The organism is Streptomyces sp. NPDC004647 (assembly GCF_040609575.1).
GTDB lineage: Bacteria > Actinomycetota > Actinomycetes > Streptomycetales > Streptomycetaceae > Streptomyces.
Genome location: NZ_JBEXKU010000002.1, coordinates 89,241 through 107,191, shown reverse-complemented (window position 1 = coordinate 107,191; position 17,951 = coordinate 89,241). Strand labels below are relative to the sequence as shown.

The window sequence follows — 17,951 nt, the reverse complement described above, 5'->3', positions numbered from 1 at the left end:
TGTCGTATACGAAGGTCAGCGACCGGCAGCCGCGAGAGATTCCCGTGCGGCTGCTTCGACAGCGTCGGCGGTGAGGCCGAATTCGCGGTAGAGCACCTTGTAGTCGGCGGACGCGCCGAAGTGCTCGAGCGAGACGATCCGGCCGGTCTCGCCGACGTAGCGGTGCCAGGTGAGGCCGATGCCGGCCTCGACCGCCACCCGGGCCGTCACCGAGGGCGGCAGCACGCTCTCGCGGTACCCCTGCTCCTGCTCCTCGAACCACTCGACGCAGGGCATCGAGACGACCCTGGCCGGAACGCCGGTGGCCTGCAGCTGCTCGCGTGCCTTGACGGCCAGCTGCACCTCGGAGCCGGTGCCGATGAGGATCACCTCGGGGGCACCGCCCTCGGCCTCGAGCAGGACGTAACCACCCTTGGCGGCGTCCTCGTTGGCCTCGTACGTCGGCACGTTCTGCCGGGTCAGGGCCAGGCCGTGCGGGGCGGGCTCGGCGCTGTGCCGGCGCAGGATCTCGCGCCAGGCGACGGCGGTCTCGTTCGCGTCGGCCGGACGGACCATGTTCAGGCCCGGAATGGCCCGCAGCGCGGCCATGTGCTCGACCGGCTGGTGGGTCGGGCCGTCCTCGCCGAGGCCGATGGAGTCGTGCGTCCAGACGTAGGTGACCGGCAGCTGCATCAGCGCGGCCAGGCGCACCGCCGGGCGCATGTAGTCGGAGAACACCAGGAAGGTGCCGCCGTAGACGCGGGTGTTGCCGTGCAGCGCGATGCCGTTCATGGTCGAGCCCATGGCGTGCTCGCGGATGCCGAAGTGGACCGTACGTCCGTACGGGCCGGCCTCGGGCAGCGGGTTGCCGGTGGGCAGGAAGGACGACGTCGCGTCGATCGTGGTGTTGTTCGAGCCGGCGAGGTCGGCGGAGCCGCCCCACAGCTCGGGGATCACGCCGCCCAGCGCCTTGAGGACCTCGCCGGAGGCCTTGCGGGTGGCGACGTCCTTGCCGGCCTCGAAGACCGGCAGCTTCCCCTCCCAGCCCTGGGGCAGCTCGCCGGCGGCGATACGGTCGAACTCCGCGGCGCGCTGCGGGCTGGAGCTCCGCCACTCCTGGAACTGCTTGTCCCAGGCGGCGCGTGCCTCGCGGCCGCGGTCGAGTGCCTTGCGGACGTGGGTGATGACCTCGTCGTCGACCTGGAAGGTCTGCTCGGGGTCGAAGCCGAGCACCTCCTTGGTCGCGGCGACCTCCGCGTCACCGAGCGCCGAGCCGTGGGAGGCCTCGGTGTTCTGCGCGTTCGGGGCGGGCCAGGCGATGATCGTGCGGGCCGCGATGATCGAGGGGCGCTCGGTCTCGGTCTGCGCGGCGGTGAGCGCCGCGTGGAGCTCCTGGACGTCGAAGTCGCCGTTGGGCGCCTGCTCGATGCGCTGGACGTGCCAGCCGTAGGCCTCGTACCGGGCCAGGACGTCCTCGCTGAACGCCGTCGCGGTGTCGCCCTCGATGGAGATGTGGTTGTCGTCGTACAGGGCGACGATGTTGCCCAGCTTCTGGTGGCCCGCCAGCGAGCCGGCCTCCGCGGAGACACCCTCCTGCAGGTCGCCGTCGGAGACGATCGCCCAGATGGTGTGGTCGAACGCGGACGCCCGGGGGGCCGCGTCCGGGTCGAAGAGCCCGCGCTCGTAGCGCGCGGCCATCGCCATGCCCACCGCGTTGGCGATGCCCTGACCCAGCGGGCCGGTGGTGGTCTCGACGCCGGTGGTGTGGCCGTATTCCGGGTGGCCCGGGGTCTTGCTGCCCCAGGTGCGGAAGGCCTTCAGGTCATCCAGCTCCAGGCCGTAGCCGGCCATGTAGAGCTGGATGTAGAGCGTCAGACTGGTGTGGCCGGGGGAGAGGACGAACCGGTCGCGCCCCGTCCAGTTCGCGTCCGCCGGGTCGTGCCGCATCAGCTTCTGGAACAGCAGGTAGGCGGCAGGAGCCAGGCTCATTGCCGTGCCCGGGTGGCCGTTTCCGACCTTCTGCACTGCATCCATGGCCAGGACGCGGGCGGTATCGACGGCCCGCTGGTCCAGCTCGGTCCACTCGAGATCTGTGGTGGTCGGCTTGGTGCTCACCCTGGGTCAGGGCTCCTCTCCACATGTCGAATGCCGGTGACGTTCTGCACACCGGGCGCTGTCGAGCCTACCCTCGCGGGAAGCGCGTCTTTCGACTGGTCGTCGGCCACCGGACGGGCGCCCGGCGCTACCGAATACGTGCTCCCGGCGCTCCTGTCTCAGGCGAGCGGGCACTGTTTCAGATGGACGCGCGCTGCTCGGCCTGCCCGTCGCCAGCGGCTTCCCCCGCCGGGGACGGAGGGCGCTCAACACGACCCACCCCCGCGAAGGCGGCGTATCCGCTGCGTCTAGAGTGGCGTGGTACGCGCAAGTCTTTACCGGGTATTCAACTCCGGTGCTTGCTGGTCTGTGCCCGCGGCGCGAGCCGCTGAGGTCGCTATTCAGGGGTGTGCGTGACGGCCGTCGAATCCCGTCCTGCGGGTGGGGGTACCTCCCACACCCGAAGGGCTGTGGGGGAACTCGAGAAGGGCCCCGGTCACCGGCCGTTCGGTGCCCGGGTCATGGGGTTCGTGGCCCTGACGAAGCCGCGCATCATCGAGCTGCTGCTGATCACCACCGTGCCGGTGATGTTCCTCGCCGAGCAGGGTGTGCCCGACCTGTGGCTGGTGCTCGCCACCTGCATCGGCGGCTACCTCTCCGCGGGTGGCGCGAACGCGCTCAATATGTACATCGACCGTGACATCGACGCGCTGATGGACCGTACGTCGCAACGGCCGCTGGTGACCGGCATGGTCTCGCCGCGCGAGGGCCTGGTCTTCGGCCTGGCGCTGGCCGTGGTCTCCACCCTCTGGTTCGGCGCTCTGGTCAACTGGCTGTCGGCGGCGCTGTCACTCGGCGCACTGCTGTTCTATGTCGTCGTCTACACGATGATCCTCAAGCGCCGCACGGCGCAGAACATCGTCTGGGGCGGCATCGCCGGCTGCATGCCGGTCTTCATCGGCTGGTCGGCCGTCACCAACTCCCTTTCCTGGGCCGCCGTCGTCCTCTTCCTCGTCATCTTCTTCTGGACGCCGCCGCACTACTGGCCGCTGTCGATGAAGGTCAGGGAGGACTACGCGCGCGTGGGCGTGCCGATGCTCCCGGTCATCGCCACCAACACCGTCGTCGCCCGCCAGATCGTGCTCTACAGCTGGGTCATGGTCGCCGTCTCGCTGGCGCTGTGGCCGCTGGGGTACGTCGGCTGGTTCTATCCGCTGGTGGCGGCCGTGGCCGGCGGCTGGTGGCTGAAGGAGGCGCACGGGCTGCGGGCCCGCGCCAAGGCAGGGCTCTCGGGCGCGAAGCTCAAGGAGATGCGGCTGTTCCACTGGTCCATCACCTATGTCTCGCTGCTTTTCGTCGCCGTGGCGCTGGACCCATTCCTGCGCTAGGCGCTGTGCCCCGGGGAGCCCGGGGCTTCGGGGAGCCGGGAGCCGGGGCGTGGTCAAGGCCACGCCCGTCACCGGTCGCCAGTTGATCTACCCATCGGTAGCATCGTGACCATGGCAGACACCAAGCAGGCCGCGGACAGCGCACACGACGCCAGGGCCGAGCGCCGGGCGAACCGGCTCGCGAAGCAGATCAAGAACTTCGCCGGCAGCCATGGCGGCAGCGCCGAGGGCCAGCTCGCGTACCTCGGCCAGATGGGCACCCGGATCGTGCTCGTGGGAGCGGACGGCGCGTGGGGCGACCTCGTGGCGCCCACCCACGCCATCGCACAGCGCGCCGCCGAACTGGCCGGAATCACCCTGCACGAGTCCTTCGACGGCGACTTCGCGGCCAAGGTCCGCACTGGCCCGTACGAGTGGAGCCGTATGGCAGGCATCCAGCTCGGAGGCCCGAGCAACACCTGAGACCGGGCGCGCCCGTTATACCGCACGACGGTACGGACGGGAGGCGCTGCGCTGTGATCGAACTGCCACCTCTGGTGGACCAGCACTGCCACGGCGTGCTCCGGACGGAGCTGGGCCTCGGCACCTTCGAGGCCTACCTCACCCAGTCCGGCGCCCCCGCCGCTCCGGGCACCACCTTCTTCGACACCCAGACCGGTTTCGCGGTACGCCGCTGGTGCCCGCCGCTGCTCGGACTGGAGCCGCACTGCCCGCCCGCGAGCTATCTCGCGCGGCGCCGCGAGCTCGGCGTACTGGAGGCCGGGCGGCGACTGCTGCGCAGCACCGGCATCGGTACCTATCTGGTGGACACCGGGCTGCTCGGGGATCTCACGGAGCCGGCCGAACTGGCCGCCGCCGGGGGTGCCGCGGCGCACGAGATCGTGCGCCTGGAGCTACTGGCCGAACAGGTGGCCGACACCTCAGGGACCGCTGACGGCTTCGTGGCCAATCTCGCGGAGGCGGTGCACGGCGCCGCCCAGTCGGCCGTCGGCTTCAGCTCCGTCGCCGGCTGCCGGCATGGTCTCGCCCTGGCGCCCGAGCCACCGGGCCCCGGCGAAGTGCGCCGGTGCGCCGGACGCTGGCTCTCCGGCCGCCCGGTCGCGGGCCGCCTCACCGACCCCGTGCTCCTGCGGCATCTGCTCTGGACGGCGGTCGCCACCGGGCTGCCGCTCCAACTGCACGCCGGAGTGGGGGACCCCGACATGCGCATCGACCGCACGGACCCGATGCTGCTCACCGACTTCGTACGGGCCACCGCCGGGCTCGGTACGGATGTGGTGCTGCTGCACGGCTATCCGTACCACCGGCAGGCTGCCTGTCTGGCCGATGTGTTCCCGCATGTGTACGCGGATCTCGGCCCGGCGCTCGCCCGAACCGGTTCGCGCGCCCGTACGGTCCTGGCGGAGGCGCTGGAGCTGGCGCCGTTCGGCAAGCTGCTGTTCTCCACCGGCGGGCAGGGGCTGCCGGAGCTGCATGTGGTCGGAGCCCGGCTGTTCCATGAGGCGCTCGGCCGGCTGCTGGCGGAGTGGGTGGCCGAGGGCGTCTGGTCGCGCACGGACGCGGCGCGGATCGCCGGGCTGATCGCGGCGGGCAACGCCCACCGGGTGTACGGGCTGGAGGGCCGCTCAGACGGCGGCCGGGGCCGCTGAACCCTCCTGCGCGGGGCTCGGCAGCTCCGCCCCGGCAGCCGTTTCGGGTTCCGGGCGCTCGCGCATCGCCAGGGGGACCCGCAGCACGGCGATCCACACCAGGCAGGAGCCGAGCATATGGGCGCCGACGATCACCTCGGGCAGATGCGTCAGGTACTGCACGAAGCCGATGAGGCCCTGGGCGAGCAGCACGACCAGCAGATCCCGTGCCCGCCGGCGAACGGCGGCGGGAGCGTCCACGGCGCGCAGGGTGAACAGCAGGGCGACCGTCAGACCGAGCACCAGGAAGACCAGGTCGACGTGGATCTGGGTGACCCGCTCCCAGTCGGCGGGGATGCGGTGCACCTTCTTGGCGTCTCCCGCGTGCGGGCCGGCGCCGGTGACGACCGTACCGGCGACGATCAGTGCCCCGGTGACGGCGACGGTCAGCCACGCGAGCCGCCGCACCGGCAGGTTCACCAGCGGTCGGGTGGGTGCTTCGCTCTCCCCCGACCGGTTCCACATCACCACGGCCACGGTCAGCAGGGCCGTAGCGGCCAGGAAGTGGGCGGCGACGATGTACGGGTTCAGGCCGGTCAGTACGGTGACGCCGCCGATCACCCCGTTGATCATGATGAGCCAGAACTGCGCCCAGCCGAGCCGGGTCAGATCACGCCGCCGCGGTCTGCGGGACCGGGCCGCGATGATCGCGAAGCCGACGACGGCGCAGAGCACGTACGTCAGCATGCGGTTGCCGAACTCGATGATGCCGTTGACACCCATCTCGTGGGTCGGCGTCAGGCTCTCCTCGGTACAGCTCGGCCAAGTCGGGCAACCGAGGCCGGACTGGGTGAGCCGGACCGCGCCGCCGGTGACGACGATGACGACGGCCATCACCACGGCGGCCAGCGCGGCCCTCTGCACCGTGCGCGCGGAGGGCTGCCAGCGGCGGGCGATCTGCTCGAGGGGATTCAGCGAATTCGGCACGGGCTCATCGTAGGCGGGGGCTTGTGCATGTTTTCACGAGGGGTGGCCCACGGCTCGGCTGCCCGAGGCCGCACGCGCCCGCTCACTCCCACCTGAAGTAGCGTGCCGCCGCGCCCAGGCCCAGTACCGCCCACACCGCAAGGATCCCCAGGTCGCCCCACGGCACCCCGGACCCGTGCTGGAGCACATCCCGCAGCCCGTCCGACAGAGCCGACACCGGAAGCAGCGCGAGCACGCTCTGCGCGGCCTCCGGGAACCTCTCCAGCGGAACGATCACCCCGCCCGCGACCAGCAGCAGGATGAAGACCAGATTGGCCGCCGCCAGCGTCGCCTCCGCCTTCAGGGTGCCCGCCATCAGCAGGCCGAGTCCGGAGAAGGCCGCCGTGCCGAGAGCGAGCAGCACCACGACCACGAGCGGGTTGCCGTGCGGTGACCAGCCCAGCGCGAAGGCGACGACGGTCAGCAGCGTGATCTGGAGGATCTCGGTGACCAGCACGGAGCCGGTCTTGGCGGTCATCAGGGCCCAGCGCGGGAGCGGCGAGGCGGCGAGCCGCTTCAGTACGCCGTACCGCCGCTCGAAGCCCGTCGCGATGGCCTGCCCGGTGAAGGCCGTGGACATCACGGCCAGCGCCAGGATGCCGGGCGCCAGGAAGTCCACCGCCCCGCCCTCGCCCCCGGCCGTCCCGGTGGGCACGGAGATGATGTCGACCGCGCTGAACAGTGTGAGCAGCAGCGTCGGGATGACCACGGTCAGCAGCAGCTGCTCGCCGTTGCGCAGCAGCATCCGGGTCTCCAGCGCCGTCTGCGCCGCGATCATCCGGGCGAGCGGCGCCGCGCCGGGCTCGGGGGCGAATGTGCCCGTGGCGGTCATGCGCGCAGCTCCTTGCCGGTCAGCTCCAGGAAGAGGTCCTCCAGGGTGTGCCGCTCGACCGAGATCCGGTCCGGCATCACGCTGTGCTGGGCGCACCAGGAGGTGACGGTGGCCAGCAGCTGCGGGTCGATCTTGCCGGTGACGCGGTACGTGCCCGGGGTCAGCTCGGCGGCCGTGGTGTCGGCCGGCAGCGCCTTGAGCAGGGCGGCGAGGTCGAGCCCTGGCCGCCCGGAGAACCGCAGCGTGTTCTCCGCGCCGCCCCGGCACAGCGCCTCGGGGCTGCCCTGGGCGGCGACCCTTCCGCCGTCGATGATCGCGACGTCGTCCGCGAGCTGCTCGGCCTCGTCCATATGGTGCGTGGTGAGGACCACGGACACGCCGTCGGCGCGAAGCTCGCGCACCAGGTCCCAGGTGGCGTGCCGGGCCTGCGGGTCGAGCCCGGCGGTCGGCTCGTCGAGGAAGACCAGCTCGGGCCGCCCGACGACTGCCATGGCGAGCGCGAGCCGCTGCTGCTGGCCGCCGGAGAGCCGGCGGTAGGCCGTACGCCCGCAGCTGCCGAGGCCCAGGCGTTCGATCAGCTGGTCCACGTCGACGGGGTGCGCGTGCAGCCGCGCGGTGTGGCGCAGCATCTCTTCCGCGCGGGCCCCGGGGTAGACGCCACCTGATTGGAGCATGACGCCGATCCGGGGGCGCAGGGCGGCCGCCTGGGACACCGGGTCGAGTCCGAGGACCCGGACCGTGCCCGCGTCGGGGCGCCGGTAGCCCTCGCAGATCTCGACCGTTGTGGTCTTCCCCGCTCCGTTCGGGCCGAGTACCGCGGTGATCGTGCCCGCCGCGACGGACAGGTCGAGGCCGTTCACCGCGGTCTTCGGGCCGTAACGCTTGACCAGACCCTGGACCTGGACGACAGCCTCGCTTCGCATGCCGGGAAGTCTACGAACCGCCGTCGGCGGCCCGGCCGCCAGGGCCCGGGGCCCCGTGGAGCCTTGCCGTTTAGGTAACCCTTAGTGACCGAGCCCACGAGATGTGAAGGGATCATCGCTTGTCGCGGGCCGGGGAATTACGCAACAATGGCGTTGTGAAATACGCGAGCGAGGCTCAGCAGATTCCGGCGGCCGGTGCGGCCGCCGGGTCGATGCTGCCTGCGCACGCCGCGTCCTTCGGCGAGGACGGCCAGCGGAGCACACGTAACCGCGTGGCCCGGTCGATCCTCGACCACGGGCCGTCCACCGCGGCAGAACTGGCCCTGCGCCTGGAACTGACCCCGGCCGCGGTCCGCCGCCATCTCGACTCGCTGGTCACCGACGGCGTCGTCGAGCCCCGCGAACAGCGCGTCTACGGCTCGCGCGGCCGAGGCCGCCCGGCCAAGGTGTTCGCCCTCACCGACGGCGGACGGGACGCCTTCGACCAGGCCTACGACAAGCTGGCCGCCGACGCCATGCGCTGGATCGCCCAGACGGCGGGCGGCGGCGAGCTGGGCGAGGCCGCCGTCGCGGCCTTCGCCCGCGCCCGGCTGGCAGCCCAGGCCGTCGGCTACCGCGAGGCGCTCGAGGCCGCCGACCCCGAGCACCGCACCGAGGCGCTGGCCAAGGCGTTGACCGCGGACGGGTACGCTGCTACGGCGCGCAGCGCACCGGTCGGCGAGCAGCTCTGCCAGCACCACTGCCCGGTCGCCCACGTCGCCGAGCAGTACCCGCAGCTGTGCGAGGCGGAGACCGAGGTCTTCTCCCGTCTGCTCGGCACGCATGTACAGCGGCTGGCCACGATCGCCCACGGCGACGGGGTGTGCACGACCTTCATTCCGAAGGCCGGCAGCGCCCCCGACGCCAGGCGCACCAGCAAGACCACTGAGACCAGCAAGACCACCACAGCATCTGCAAGCACGGCCGGGAGGAACCCCGCATGACTCTCCCCACGGAGACCGCCCACCCCGAGCTCGAGGGCCTGGGTACCTACGAGTACGGATGGGCCGACTCCGACATCGCCGGCGCTTCCGCGAAGCGTGGTCTGTCGGAGGACGTTGTCCGAGACATCTCCGCGAAGAAGTCCGAGCCGGACTGGATGCTGAAGATGCGCCTCAAGGGGCTCAAGCTCTTCGGCAAGAAGCCCATGCCGAACTGGGGATCCGACCTCTCCGGCATCGACTTCGACAACATCAAGTACTTCGTGCGGTCCACCGAGAAGCAGGCCACCTCCTGGGAGGACCTGCCCGAGGACATCAAGAACACCTACGACAGGCTGGGTATCCCGGAGGCCGAGAAGCAGCGCCTCGTCGCCGGTGTCGCCGCCCAGTACGAGTCCGAGGTCGTCTACCACCAGATCCGCGAGGACCTGGAGGAGCAGGGTGTCCTCTTCCTGGACACCGACACCGCGCTCAAGGAGCACCCGGAGCTCTTCCGGGAGTACTTCGGCACGGTCATCCCGGCGGGCGACAACAAGTTCGCCTCGCTGAACACCGCCGTGTGGTCGGGTGGCTCCTTCATCTACGTGCCGAAGGGTGTGCACGTCGACATCCCGCTGCAGGCCTACTTCCGGATCAACACGGAGAACATGGGCCAGTTCGAGCGGACGCTGATCATCGTCGACGAGGACGCCTACGTCCACTACGTCGAGGGCTGCACCGCGCCGATCTACCAGTCGGACTCGCTGCACAGCGCCGTGGTCGAGATCATCGTGAAGAAGGGCGCCCGCTGCCGTTACACGACCATTCAGAACTGGTCGAACAACGTCTACAACCTGGTCACCAAGCGCGCCGTGGCATACGAGGGCGCGACCATGGAGTGGGTCGACGGCAACATCGGCTCCAAGGTCACCATGAAGTACCCGGCCGTCTACCTGATGGGCGAGCACGCCAAGGGCGAGACCCTGTCCATCGCCTTCGCGGGCGAGGGCCAGCACCAGGACGCCGGCGCCAAGATGGTCCACATGGCCCCGAACACCTCCTCGAACATCGTCTCGAAGTCGGTGGCCCGGGCCGGAGGCCGTACCTCCTACCGCGGTCTGATCGAGATCGGCGAGGGAGCCGAGGGCTCGAAGTCCAATGTGCTCTGTGACGCCCTGCTCGTCGACACCATCTCCCGGTCGGACACCTACCCGTACGTGGACGTCCGCGAGGACGACGTGTCCATGGGCCATGAGGCGACCGTCTCCAAGGTCAGCGACGACCAGCTCTTCTACCTGATGAGCCGTGGCATGACCGAGTTCGAGGCGATGGCGATGATCGTGCGCGGCTTCGTCGAGCCGATCGCCAAGGAGCTGCCCATGGAGTACGCCCTGGAGCTCAACCGGCTGATCGAGCTGCAGATGGAGGGCGCGGTCGGCTGACGGCCGGCCCCGCGCTTCCACCACCAGCGGCACTGTTTTTCCGACGTAGAGAGAGAGCACGACGACAGCCATGGCTGAGGCTCAGAACATTCCGGCGGGTTCGACCACCACCGGGTCGATCGCGGTGGCCGCCGAGTCGACCGTCGCCACCCGGATGAGTACGTCCCCGTCCTTCGACGTGGCGGACTTCCCGGTGCCGCACGGCCGCGAGGAGGAGTGGCGCTTCACTCCGCTCGAGCGGCTCAAGGGGCTGCACGACGGCACCGCGGTCGCGAACGGCGGCGGCGTCAAGGTCGAGATCACCGCGCCCGACGGCGTGACGGTCGAAACCGTGGGCCGCGACGACGCCCGGGTGGGCAGGACCGGCAAGCCGGTCGACCGGGTCGCCGCGCAGGCGTTCTCCGCCTTCGAGAAGGCCTCGGTCGTCTCGGTGGCCAAGGAGGCCGTACTCGCCGAACCGATCCGGATCGCCGTGCACGGCGAGGGCGGCACCGCCTTCGGCCACCAGGTGATCGAGCTGGGCGCGTTCGCCGAGGCCGTCGTCGTGGTCGACCACACCGGCGACGCGGTGCTCGCCGCCAATGTCGAGTACCACCTCGGCGACGGCGCCAAGCTCACCGTCGTGTCCGTGCAGGACTGGGACGACAACGCCGTGCACGCCGGGCAGCACACCGCGCTGGTCGGCCGTGACGCGACGTTCAAGTCGGTTGTCGTCACCTTCGGCGGCGACCTGGTCCGGCTCCACCCGCGCGTGGAGTACGACGGCCCGGGCGGTGAGGCCGAGCTGTACGGCCTGTACTTCACCGACCGCGGCCAGCACCAGGAGCACCGGCTCTTCGTCGACCACGGCGTTCCGAACTGCCGCAGCAACGTCGCCTACAAGGGCGCGCTGCAGGGCCAGGACGCGCACGCCGTATGGATCGGCGACGTACTGATCCAGGCGGCGGCCACCGGCACGGACACCTACGAGCTGAACCGCAACCTCGTGCTCACCGACGGCGCCCGCGTCGACTCGGTCCCCAACCTGGAGATCGAGACCGGCGAGATCGTCGGCGCCGGACACGCGAGCGCGACCGGCCGATTCGACGACGAGCAGCTCTTCTACCTGATGGCTCGCGGCATCCCGGCCGACGAGGCCCGCCGGCTGGTCGTCCGCGGCTTCTTCGCGGAGTTGGTCCAGCAGATCGGTGTCCAGGACGTCGAGAGCCGCCTGATCGCCAAGATCGAGGCAGAGCTGGAAGCATCCGTATGACCGCCGGCTATGTACGAGTCTGCGGGCTGAGCGAGCTCGAGGAAGAGACCCCCAAGCGGGTCGAGCTCGACGGCACGCCGATCTCGATCGTCCGTACCGAGGGCGAGGTGTTCGCGATCAACGACATCTGCTCGCACGCGAACGTCTCGCTGTCCGAGGGCGAGGTGGAGGACTGCCAGATCGAGTGCTGGCTGCACGGCTCCAGCTTCGACCTGCGCACCGGCAAGCCGTCCGGACTGCCCGCGACGCGCCCCGTTCCCGTATACCCCGTAAAGATCGAAGGGGACGACGTGCTCGTCTCCGTCACCCAGGAGTCCTGAGACACCCATGGCAACGCTTGAGATCCACGACCTGCACGTCTCCGTCGAGGCCGAGACCGGCCCCCAGGAGATCCTGCGCGGCGTCGACCTGACCGTGAAGCAGGGCGAGACCCACGCCATCATGGGCCCCAACGGCTCCGGCAAGTCGACCCTGGCGTACTCCCTCGCAGGCCACCCCAAATACACGGTCACCAGCGGCACCGTCACCCTCGACGGTGAGGACGTCCTGGCGATGACCGTCGACGAGCGCGCCCGGGCCGGCGTCTTCCTCGCCATGCAGTACCCGGTCGAGGTCCCCGGCGTGTCGGTCTCCAACTTCCTCCGCACCTCCGCGACCGCGGTCCGTGGCGAGGCCCCCAAGCTGCGCACCTGGGTGAAGGAGGTCAAGGAGGCCATGGAGCGCCTCAACATCGACTCCGCCTTCGCCGAGCGCAACGTCAACGAGGGCTTCTCCGGCGGTGAGAAGAAGCGCCACGAGATCCTCCAGCTCGAGCTGCTCAAGCCCGCGATCGCCATCCTCGACGAGACCGACTCCGGCCTGGACGTCGACGCGCTGCGCACCGTGTCCGAGGGCGTGAACCGGGTGCGTGAGGGCGGCGAGGTCGGCACCTTGCTGATCACCCACTACACGCGCATCCTGCGCTACATCAAGCCCGACTTCGTTCACGTCTTCGCGAACGGCCGGATCGCCGAGTCCGGCGGTGCCGAGCTCGCCGACAAGCTGGAGAACGAGGGCTACGAGGCCTACACGAAGGGTGGCGCTTCCTAAGTGACGACACTGCCGGGCCTCCTCGACACCGAGGCGATCCGCAAGGACTTCCCGATCCTGGACCGCGTGGTCCACGACGGGCAGAAGTTGGTGTACCTGGACAACGCGGCGACCTCGCAGAAGCCGCGCCAGGTGCTCGACGCCTTGAACGAGTACTACGAGAGGTACAACGCGAACGTCCACCGTGGCGTGCACGTCCTCGCGGAGGAGGCCACGGCGCTGTACGAGGGCGCGCGCGACAAGGTGGCGGCGTTCATCAACGCGCCGAGCCGCGACGAGGTGATATTCACCAAGAACGCCTCCGAGTCGCTCAACCTCGTGGCGAACATGCTGGGCTGGGCCGATGAGCCCTACCGCGTGGACAGCGACACCGAGATCGTCATCACGGAGATGGAGCACCACTCCAACATCGTGCCGTGGCAGCTGCTCGCGCAGCGCACCGGCGCGAAGCTGAAGTGGTTCGGCCTGACCGACGAGGGCCGGCTCGACCTGTCCAACATCGAGCAGATCATCACCGAGAAGACCAAGATCGTCTCGTTCGTGCTGGTGTCCAACATCCTGGGCACGGTCAATCCCGTCGAGGCGATTGTCCGCCGCGCCCAGGAGGTCGGCGCGCTGGTGCTGATCGACGCCTCGCAGGCCGCGCCGCACATGCCGCTGGACGTGCAGGCGCTGCAGGCCGACTTCGTGGCCTTCACCGGCCACAAGATGTGCGGTCCGACCGGCATCGGCGTGCTGTGGGGGCGGCAGGAGCTCCTCGAGGACCTGCCGCCGTTCCTGGGCGGTGGCGAGATGATCGAGACCGTTTCGATGAACTCGTCCACGTACGCTCCGGCGCCGCACAAGTTCGAGGCCGGTACGCCCCCGATCGCTCAGGCCGTGGGTCTCGGTGCGGCCGTGGACTACCTCTCCTCGATCGGCATGGACAACATCCAGGCCCATGAGCACGCGATCACCGAGTACGCGGTGCGCAGGCTCCTCGAGGTCCCCGACCTGCGGATCATCGGCCCGATGACGGCCGAGGACCGCGGTGCGGCGATCTCCTTCACGCTCGGCGACATCCACCCGCACGACGTCGGTCAGGTGCTCGACGAGCAGGGCATCGCGGTCCGGGTCGGCCACCACTGCGCTCGGCCGGTCTGCCTGCGGTACGGAATTCCTGCGACCACGCGAGCGTCGTTCTATCTGTACTCCACTCCGTCCGAGGTCGACACCTTGGTCGAGGGCCTGGAGTACGTACGCAACTTCTTTGGTTAGAGAAAGCACAGTCGGTCAGTGAAAGCACAGCGGGTAGGGGCTGCCTCGTGAAGCTGGATTCGATGTACCAGGACGTCATCCTGGATCACTACAAGCACCCGCACGGGCGGGGGCTTCGGGATGGCGACGCCGAGGTGCACCACGTCAACCCGACGTGCGGTGACGAGATCACTCTGCGGGTACGGCTCGACGGCGGGACCGTCGAGGACGTCTCGTACGAGGGTCAGGGCTGCTCCATCAGCCAGGCCAGCGCCTCGGTGCTGAACGAGCTGCTGGTCGGCAAGGACCTGGCCGAGGCACAGAAGATCCAGGAGACCTTTCTGGAGCTGATGCAGTCCAGGGGCCGGATCGAGCCGGACGACGCGATGGAGGAGGTGCTGGAGGACGCGGTCGCGTTCGCCGGCGTCTCCAAGTACCCGGCGCGCGTGAAGTGCGCTCTGCTGAGCTGGATGGCCTGGAAGGACGCCACTGCCCAGGCACTGGGCGACGAGGCTGCGAGGAAGACGGCATGACAGAGAACACACAGTCCGCGACCGCCACGACGGAGGAGGTCATGGAGGCCCTGATGGACGTCGTCGACCCCGAGCTGGGGATCGATGTCGTCAACCTGGGGCTGATCTACGGCGTCCACGTCGACGAGTCGAACATCGCCACGATCGACATGACCCTGACGTCCGCGGCCTGTCCGCTGACCGACGTCATCGAGGATCAGGCGAACTCCGCGACCGAGGGCCTGGTCTCGGAGCTCCGGATCAACTGGGTCTGGATGCCGCCGTGGGGCCCGGACAAGATCACCGACGACGGGCGGGACCAGCTGCGCGCCCTGGGCTTCAACGTCTGAGACTCCGGACCGTCTGAGACTCCGGGGACTCCGGGGATTCCGGGGATTCCGGGGATTCCGGGGACTCCGAGACGCCGGGGACCGTCCGGGACCAGCCCGTCCGGCACGTTCGGACTGACAGAGCCATGCCCGCCAGGCAGACTGGCGGGCATGGCTCTTTCGCTGTTCCAGATCGCCATTGATGCCCATGACCTGCGGGGACTCGCCCGCTTCTGGTGCGAGGTGCTGGACTGGAAGGTGCTCTTCGACGACCCGGAAGAGGTCATCATCGGCGCCGGCCAGGACGCCTGGCCGGGCATCGTCTTCCTGCCCGTACCGGAGACCAAGACCGTGAAGAACCGGCTGCATCTCGACCTCAGCCCGGATGACCAGCAGGCGGAGGTCGACCGGCTGCTGGCGCTCGGGGCGCGTCGGGTGGACGTCGGGCAGGAGGAGCGGGGGGACGCGACCTGGGTCGTCCTCGCCGACCCGGAGGGAAATGAGTTCTGTGTGCTTCGGCCGAAGAGCTCCCTGACCGACTGACCGACTGACCGACTGAGCGGCTTGCGTACGGTCGTACGCATCGTTGTGTACTATCGTACGCATGGTGTGGATGATGCTGGCCGGAGCGATTCTGGCCGAGGTGCTGGGGACGACCTCGATGAAGTACAGCGACGGCTTCAGCCGGCTCTGGCCGTCCCTGGGCACGGCGGTCGGCTATGTGATCGCCTTCGCGCTGCTCGCTCAGACGCTGAAGACGCTGTCCGTCGGCACCGCCTACGCCGTCTGGTCGGGTGCCGGGACAGCGGCCATCGCGGCGATCGGGATGCTCTTCCTCGGCGAGACGGCGAGCGCCGCCAAGCTGATCGGCATCGTTCTGGTGATCGCAGGCGTGCTCGTACTCCATATCGGCGGGGCCCACTGATGGCCCGCCGCCGGTACGACCCCGACCGCCGCCAGCGCATCATCGACGCCGCGATCCGGGTGGTGGGCGAACGCGGTATCGACGGCCTCAGCCACCGCGCTGTGGCCGCGGCGGCCGACGTCCCGCTCGGATCCACCACGTATCACTTCGCGACGCTGGACGACCTGCTGGTCGCCGCCCTGCGGCAGGTCTGTGTGGAGCCGCAGGCGGCGCTCGAGGACTGGCGTCGTCATCTCGAAGGGAGCGGACTGCCGCTGGCTGACCGGCTCGCCGCCCTGCTCGAGGAAGCGATGGCCGGGGACCGCAGCCGTATCCGCATCGAGTACGAGCTCTACCTCGCCGCTCTGCGGCGCGACGCCCTCCGGCCGGTCGCCGCAGAATGGCTCGACGGCGTGGCCGGGATACTGAACGACCACACGAAGGACGCGTCGACCGCCCACGCGCTGATCGCCCTGATCGACGGGCTGCTGCTGCAACTCCTTCTCACCGGCCGCCCGTTCGACCGCGCGGAGGTCCGGCAGGCGCTCGCCCGCGTCATCGGCTGACCCGCTGCCCGCGGGCCCCGCGGCGGCGAGCAGGGAACAGCGGGGGCCGCGTCTCCCGGCAGGCCGGTGCTCATGAGGACGCGCGTCGGGCCGTGACGAGGGGGGTCGTGAGGTGGGCGGGTCGTGACGTGGGAGGGCCGTGAGGGGGCGGGTCGGCGTCGCGCGGCGTCTGACCGATGAGATCGGTTCGCCTCCCCGGCCCGCCTCCGGTTAGGTTTTCGGCATGACCGATGTTGCTTCCACCACCCGTATCACCGGCGCAGTCGCCGCCGGCCTTGCCACCGTCGCCGCCGATGGCGCCGTTCTCGACACCTGGTTCCCGGCTCCTGAGCTCGTCGCCGAGCCCGGCCCCTCGGGAACCGAGCGGCTGAGCGTGGAGCGCACCGCCGAGCTGCTGGGCGAGAAGGCCCCGAGCGCGCTGGGCCCCGACCTCCGCCGCGGTGTCGACGTCGTCGCCGTGCGGACGGTCATCGCTTCCCTGGACGACAAGCCGCTCGACGCGCACGACGCCTACCTGCGGCTGCACCTGCTCAGCCACCGTCTGGTGAAGCCGCACGGCCAGAACCTGGACGGCATCTTCGGGCTGCTCGCCAACGTCGCCTGGACGAGCCTCGGCCCGGTGGCCGTGGACCAGGTCGAGGCGGTGCGCCTCGCGGCCCGTGCCGACAACCTGCACCTCGCGGTGACCAGCATCGACAAGTTCCCGCGGATGACGGACTACGTCGCGCCGTCCGGCGTGCGGATCGCCGACGCCGACCGCGTCCGGCTCGGCGCCCACCTCGCCTCCGGCACCACGGTGATGCACGAGGGTTTCGTCAACTTCAACGCCGGCACTCTCGGCACCTCCATGGTCGAGGGGCGGATCAGCGCGGGCGTCGTCGTCGGCGACGGGTCCGACATCGGCGGCGGCGCCTCGATCATGGGCACTCTGTCCGGCGGCGGCAAGCAGATCGTCTCCATCGGTGAGCGCTGCCTGCTCGGCGCCGAGGCCGGCATCGGCATCGCACTCGGCGACGACTGCATCGTGGAGGCCGGCCTGTACGTGACCGCGGGCACCCGCGTCACGCTGCCGGACGGCAAGGTCGTCAAGGCGCTCGAGCTGTCCGGTGCGGACAATCTCCTCTACCGCCGCAACTCCACCACGGGCCGTGTCGAGGCGCTCCAGCGCAGCGGCTCCTGGGGCGGCCTCAACGAGGCGCTGCACAGCCACAACTGATGGTGAAGGGCCGCCCCGTGCGGCCCTTCCAACGATCACCCGGTGACCTGCGCTCGAGCCGTCACGGCTGTCACGTCGCTCACCGCTGAGCGCCCTCCCACGGCCCGGCGACGGCCCGTGAGAGGGCGCTCTCTCATCTCCGCGCCGGTCCCGTCACACGTTCCGGCTCAGCTGCCCCGCCCCGACCGGCTGCGAGCCCCTGCGCACATGGCTTCGTCGGGCAGCGCCCATCCAGGCCTCTGCGCTGCTGACCTGCGCGAATGTCACCCGACGATCAGGGCAGGGCCCCCTCGCGCGTCTCTCGTGCGTGGGCCTGTCGCCCCCAGGTGCGGCACGGCCTGGGCGGGGGGAGGCTGGGGGTATGGACGTTCCGCGGCAGCATGCTCCGGCAGTTCGCGCATTCCCTGCCTGACGGGGCCTGGGTGGGCAACGGAGCAGCAGCGGTAGAGCGGTTGGCGCGGGACGCGAAGCCGGCCGCGATCTCCTCGGATTTCCCGACCGGCCAGGTCGCAGGCCGTTCGGCGATCTGGCCTTGGTGGTGTTCCCACGCTCGCCAGGCCCCGTGCCGACGGGCGG

General features: G+C 70.0%; 19 protein-coding genes. 15 read left to right on the top strand and 4 right to left on the bottom strand.

Annotated features, from left to right (window positions below; translation table 11 throughout):
- Positions 1 to 15 precede the first annotated feature (15 nt).
- The gene (gene tkt, locus ABZW18_RS01350) at positions 16 to 2,094 is read right to left on the bottom strand and encodes a transketolase (RefSeq protein WP_356180362.1); all 2,079 of its coding nucleotides are present in this window, start codon (positions 2,092 to 2,094) and stop codon (positions 16 to 18) included.
- A gap of 386 nt (positions 2,095 to 2,480) precedes the next feature.
- On the opposite strand from tkt, the gene ABZW18_RS01345 reads away from it, so the two are divergent.
- The 3 genes from ABZW18_RS01345 to ABZW18_RS01335 all read left to right on the top strand — a co-directional run bounded on the left by ABZW18_RS01345 (position 2,481) and on the right by ABZW18_RS01335 (position 5,110).
- Positions 2,481 to 3,461, top strand: a complete 981-nt coding sequence (locus tag ABZW18_RS01345; protein ID WP_356180360.1) for a heme o synthase — start codon at positions 2,481 to 2,483, stop codon at positions 3,459 to 3,461.
- Between the two features lie 111 nt (positions 3,462 to 3,572).
- Positions 3,573 to 3,923 carry a hypothetical protein gene (locus ABZW18_RS01340; protein ID WP_356180358.1) on the top strand — a complete coding sequence of 117 codons (351 nt, stop codon included), beginning with the start codon at positions 3,573 to 3,575 and terminating at the stop codon, positions 3,921 to 3,923.
- Between the two features lie 53 nt (positions 3,924 to 3,976).
- Entirely contained in the window at positions 3,977 to 5,110 is a 1,134-nt protein-coding gene (locus ABZW18_RS01335; RefSeq protein WP_356180355.1) for an amidohydrolase family protein, read from the top strand.
- On the opposite strand, the gene ABZW18_RS01330 is transcribed toward ABZW18_RS01335, so the two are convergent.
- From ABZW18_RS01330 to ABZW18_RS01320, 3 genes are all read right to left on the bottom strand, one after another.
- A complete protein-coding gene (locus tag ABZW18_RS01330; RefSeq protein WP_356180353.1) occupies positions 5,087 to 6,076 on the bottom strand; it encodes a COX15/CtaA family protein in 990 nt (329 codons plus the stop codon). The two genes, ABZW18_RS01335 and ABZW18_RS01330, sit on opposite strands and share 24 nt — an antisense overlap.
- A gap of 82 nt (positions 6,077 to 6,158) precedes the next feature.
- On the bottom strand, positions 6,159 to 6,947 hold the full coding sequence (locus tag ABZW18_RS01325) for an ABC transporter permease (protein WP_356180351.1): 789 nt from the start codon (positions 6,945 to 6,947) through the stop codon (positions 6,159 to 6,161).
- A complete protein-coding gene (locus tag ABZW18_RS01320; protein ID WP_356180350.1) occupies positions 6,944 to 7,870 on the bottom strand; it encodes an ABC transporter ATP-binding protein in 927 nt (308 codons plus the stop codon). Before ABZW18_RS01320 ends, ABZW18_RS01325 begins: the two co-directional genes overlap by 4 nt.
- Positions 7,871 to 8,082: 212 nt before the next feature.
- Between ABZW18_RS01320 and ABZW18_RS01315 the strand changes: the two genes are divergently transcribed.
- From ABZW18_RS01315 to dapD, 12 genes are all read left to right on the top strand, one after another.
- On the top strand, positions 8,083 to 8,853 hold the full coding sequence (locus tag ABZW18_RS01315) for an ArsR family transcriptional regulator (protein ID WP_356180602.1): 771 nt from the start codon (positions 8,083 to 8,085) through the stop codon (positions 8,851 to 8,853).
- Entirely contained in the window at positions 8,850 to 10,271 is a 1,422-nt protein-coding gene (gene sufB, locus ABZW18_RS01310; protein ID WP_356180347.1) for a Fe-S cluster assembly protein SufB, read from the top strand. Before ABZW18_RS01315 ends, sufB begins: the two co-directional genes overlap by 4 nt.
- A gap of 70 nt (positions 10,272 to 10,341) precedes the next feature.
- Positions 10,342 to 11,523 (top strand): Fe-S cluster assembly protein SufD, encoded by a 1,182-nt coding sequence (gene sufD, locus ABZW18_RS01305; protein ID WP_356180344.1) that lies wholly within the window; start codon positions 10,342 to 10,344, stop codon positions 11,521 to 11,523.
- Entirely contained in the window at positions 11,520 to 11,843 is a 324-nt protein-coding gene (locus ABZW18_RS01300) for a bifunctional 3-phenylpropionate/cinnamic acid dioxygenase ferredoxin subunit (RefSeq protein ID WP_356180341.1), read from the top strand. The genes sufD and ABZW18_RS01300 overlap by 4 nt, the downstream gene beginning before the upstream one ends.
- Positions 11,844 to 11,850: 7 nt before the next feature.
- Complete coding sequence (gene sufC, locus ABZW18_RS01295; protein WP_356180338.1) at positions 11,851 to 12,612, top strand: Fe-S cluster assembly ATPase SufC; 762 nt, start codon at positions 11,851 to 11,853, stop codon at positions 12,610 to 12,612.
- Positions 12,613 to 13,869 (top strand): cysteine desulfurase, encoded by a 1,257-nt coding sequence (locus ABZW18_RS01290; RefSeq protein WP_356180335.1) that lies wholly within the window; start codon positions 12,613 to 12,615, stop codon positions 13,867 to 13,869.
- 47 nt (positions 13,870 to 13,916) lie between these two features.
- Positions 13,917 to 14,381 carry a Fe-S cluster assembly sulfur transfer protein SufU gene (gene sufU / locus ABZW18_RS01285; protein ID WP_356180333.1) on the top strand — a complete coding sequence of 155 codons (465 nt, stop codon included), beginning with the start codon at positions 13,917 to 13,919 and terminating at the stop codon, positions 14,379 to 14,381.
- Complete coding sequence (locus tag ABZW18_RS01280) at positions 14,378 to 14,710, top strand: metal-sulfur cluster assembly factor (RefSeq protein WP_356180330.1); 333 nt, start codon at positions 14,378 to 14,380, stop codon at positions 14,708 to 14,710. Before sufU ends, ABZW18_RS01280 begins: the two co-directional genes overlap by 4 nt.
- Positions 14,711 to 14,860: 150 nt before the next feature.
- On the top strand, positions 14,861 to 15,232 hold the full coding sequence (locus ABZW18_RS01275) for a VOC family protein (protein ID WP_356180328.1): 372 nt from the start codon (positions 14,861 to 14,863) through the stop codon (positions 15,230 to 15,232).
- Between the two features lie 61 nt (positions 15,233 to 15,293).
- Positions 15,294 to 15,614: a multidrug efflux SMR transporter gene (locus ABZW18_RS01270; RefSeq protein ID WP_356180325.1), complete on the top strand. Its 321-nt coding sequence runs from the start codon at positions 15,294 to 15,296 to the stop codon at positions 15,612 to 15,614.
- Positions 15,614 to 16,159 (top strand): TetR family transcriptional regulator, encoded by a 546-nt coding sequence (locus ABZW18_RS01265; protein ID WP_356180323.1) that lies wholly within the window; start codon positions 15,614 to 15,616, stop codon positions 16,157 to 16,159. Before ABZW18_RS01270 ends, ABZW18_RS01265 begins: the two co-directional genes overlap by 1 nt.
- A 223-nt stretch (positions 16,160 to 16,382) precedes the next feature.
- On the top strand, positions 16,383 to 17,375 hold the full coding sequence (gene dapD, locus ABZW18_RS01260) for a 2,3,4,5-tetrahydropyridine-2,6-dicarboxylate N-succinyltransferase (RefSeq protein ID WP_356180321.1): 993 nt from the start codon (positions 16,383 to 16,385) through the stop codon (positions 17,373 to 17,375).
- The last annotated feature ends 576 nt before the right edge of the window (positions 17,376 to 17,951 follow it).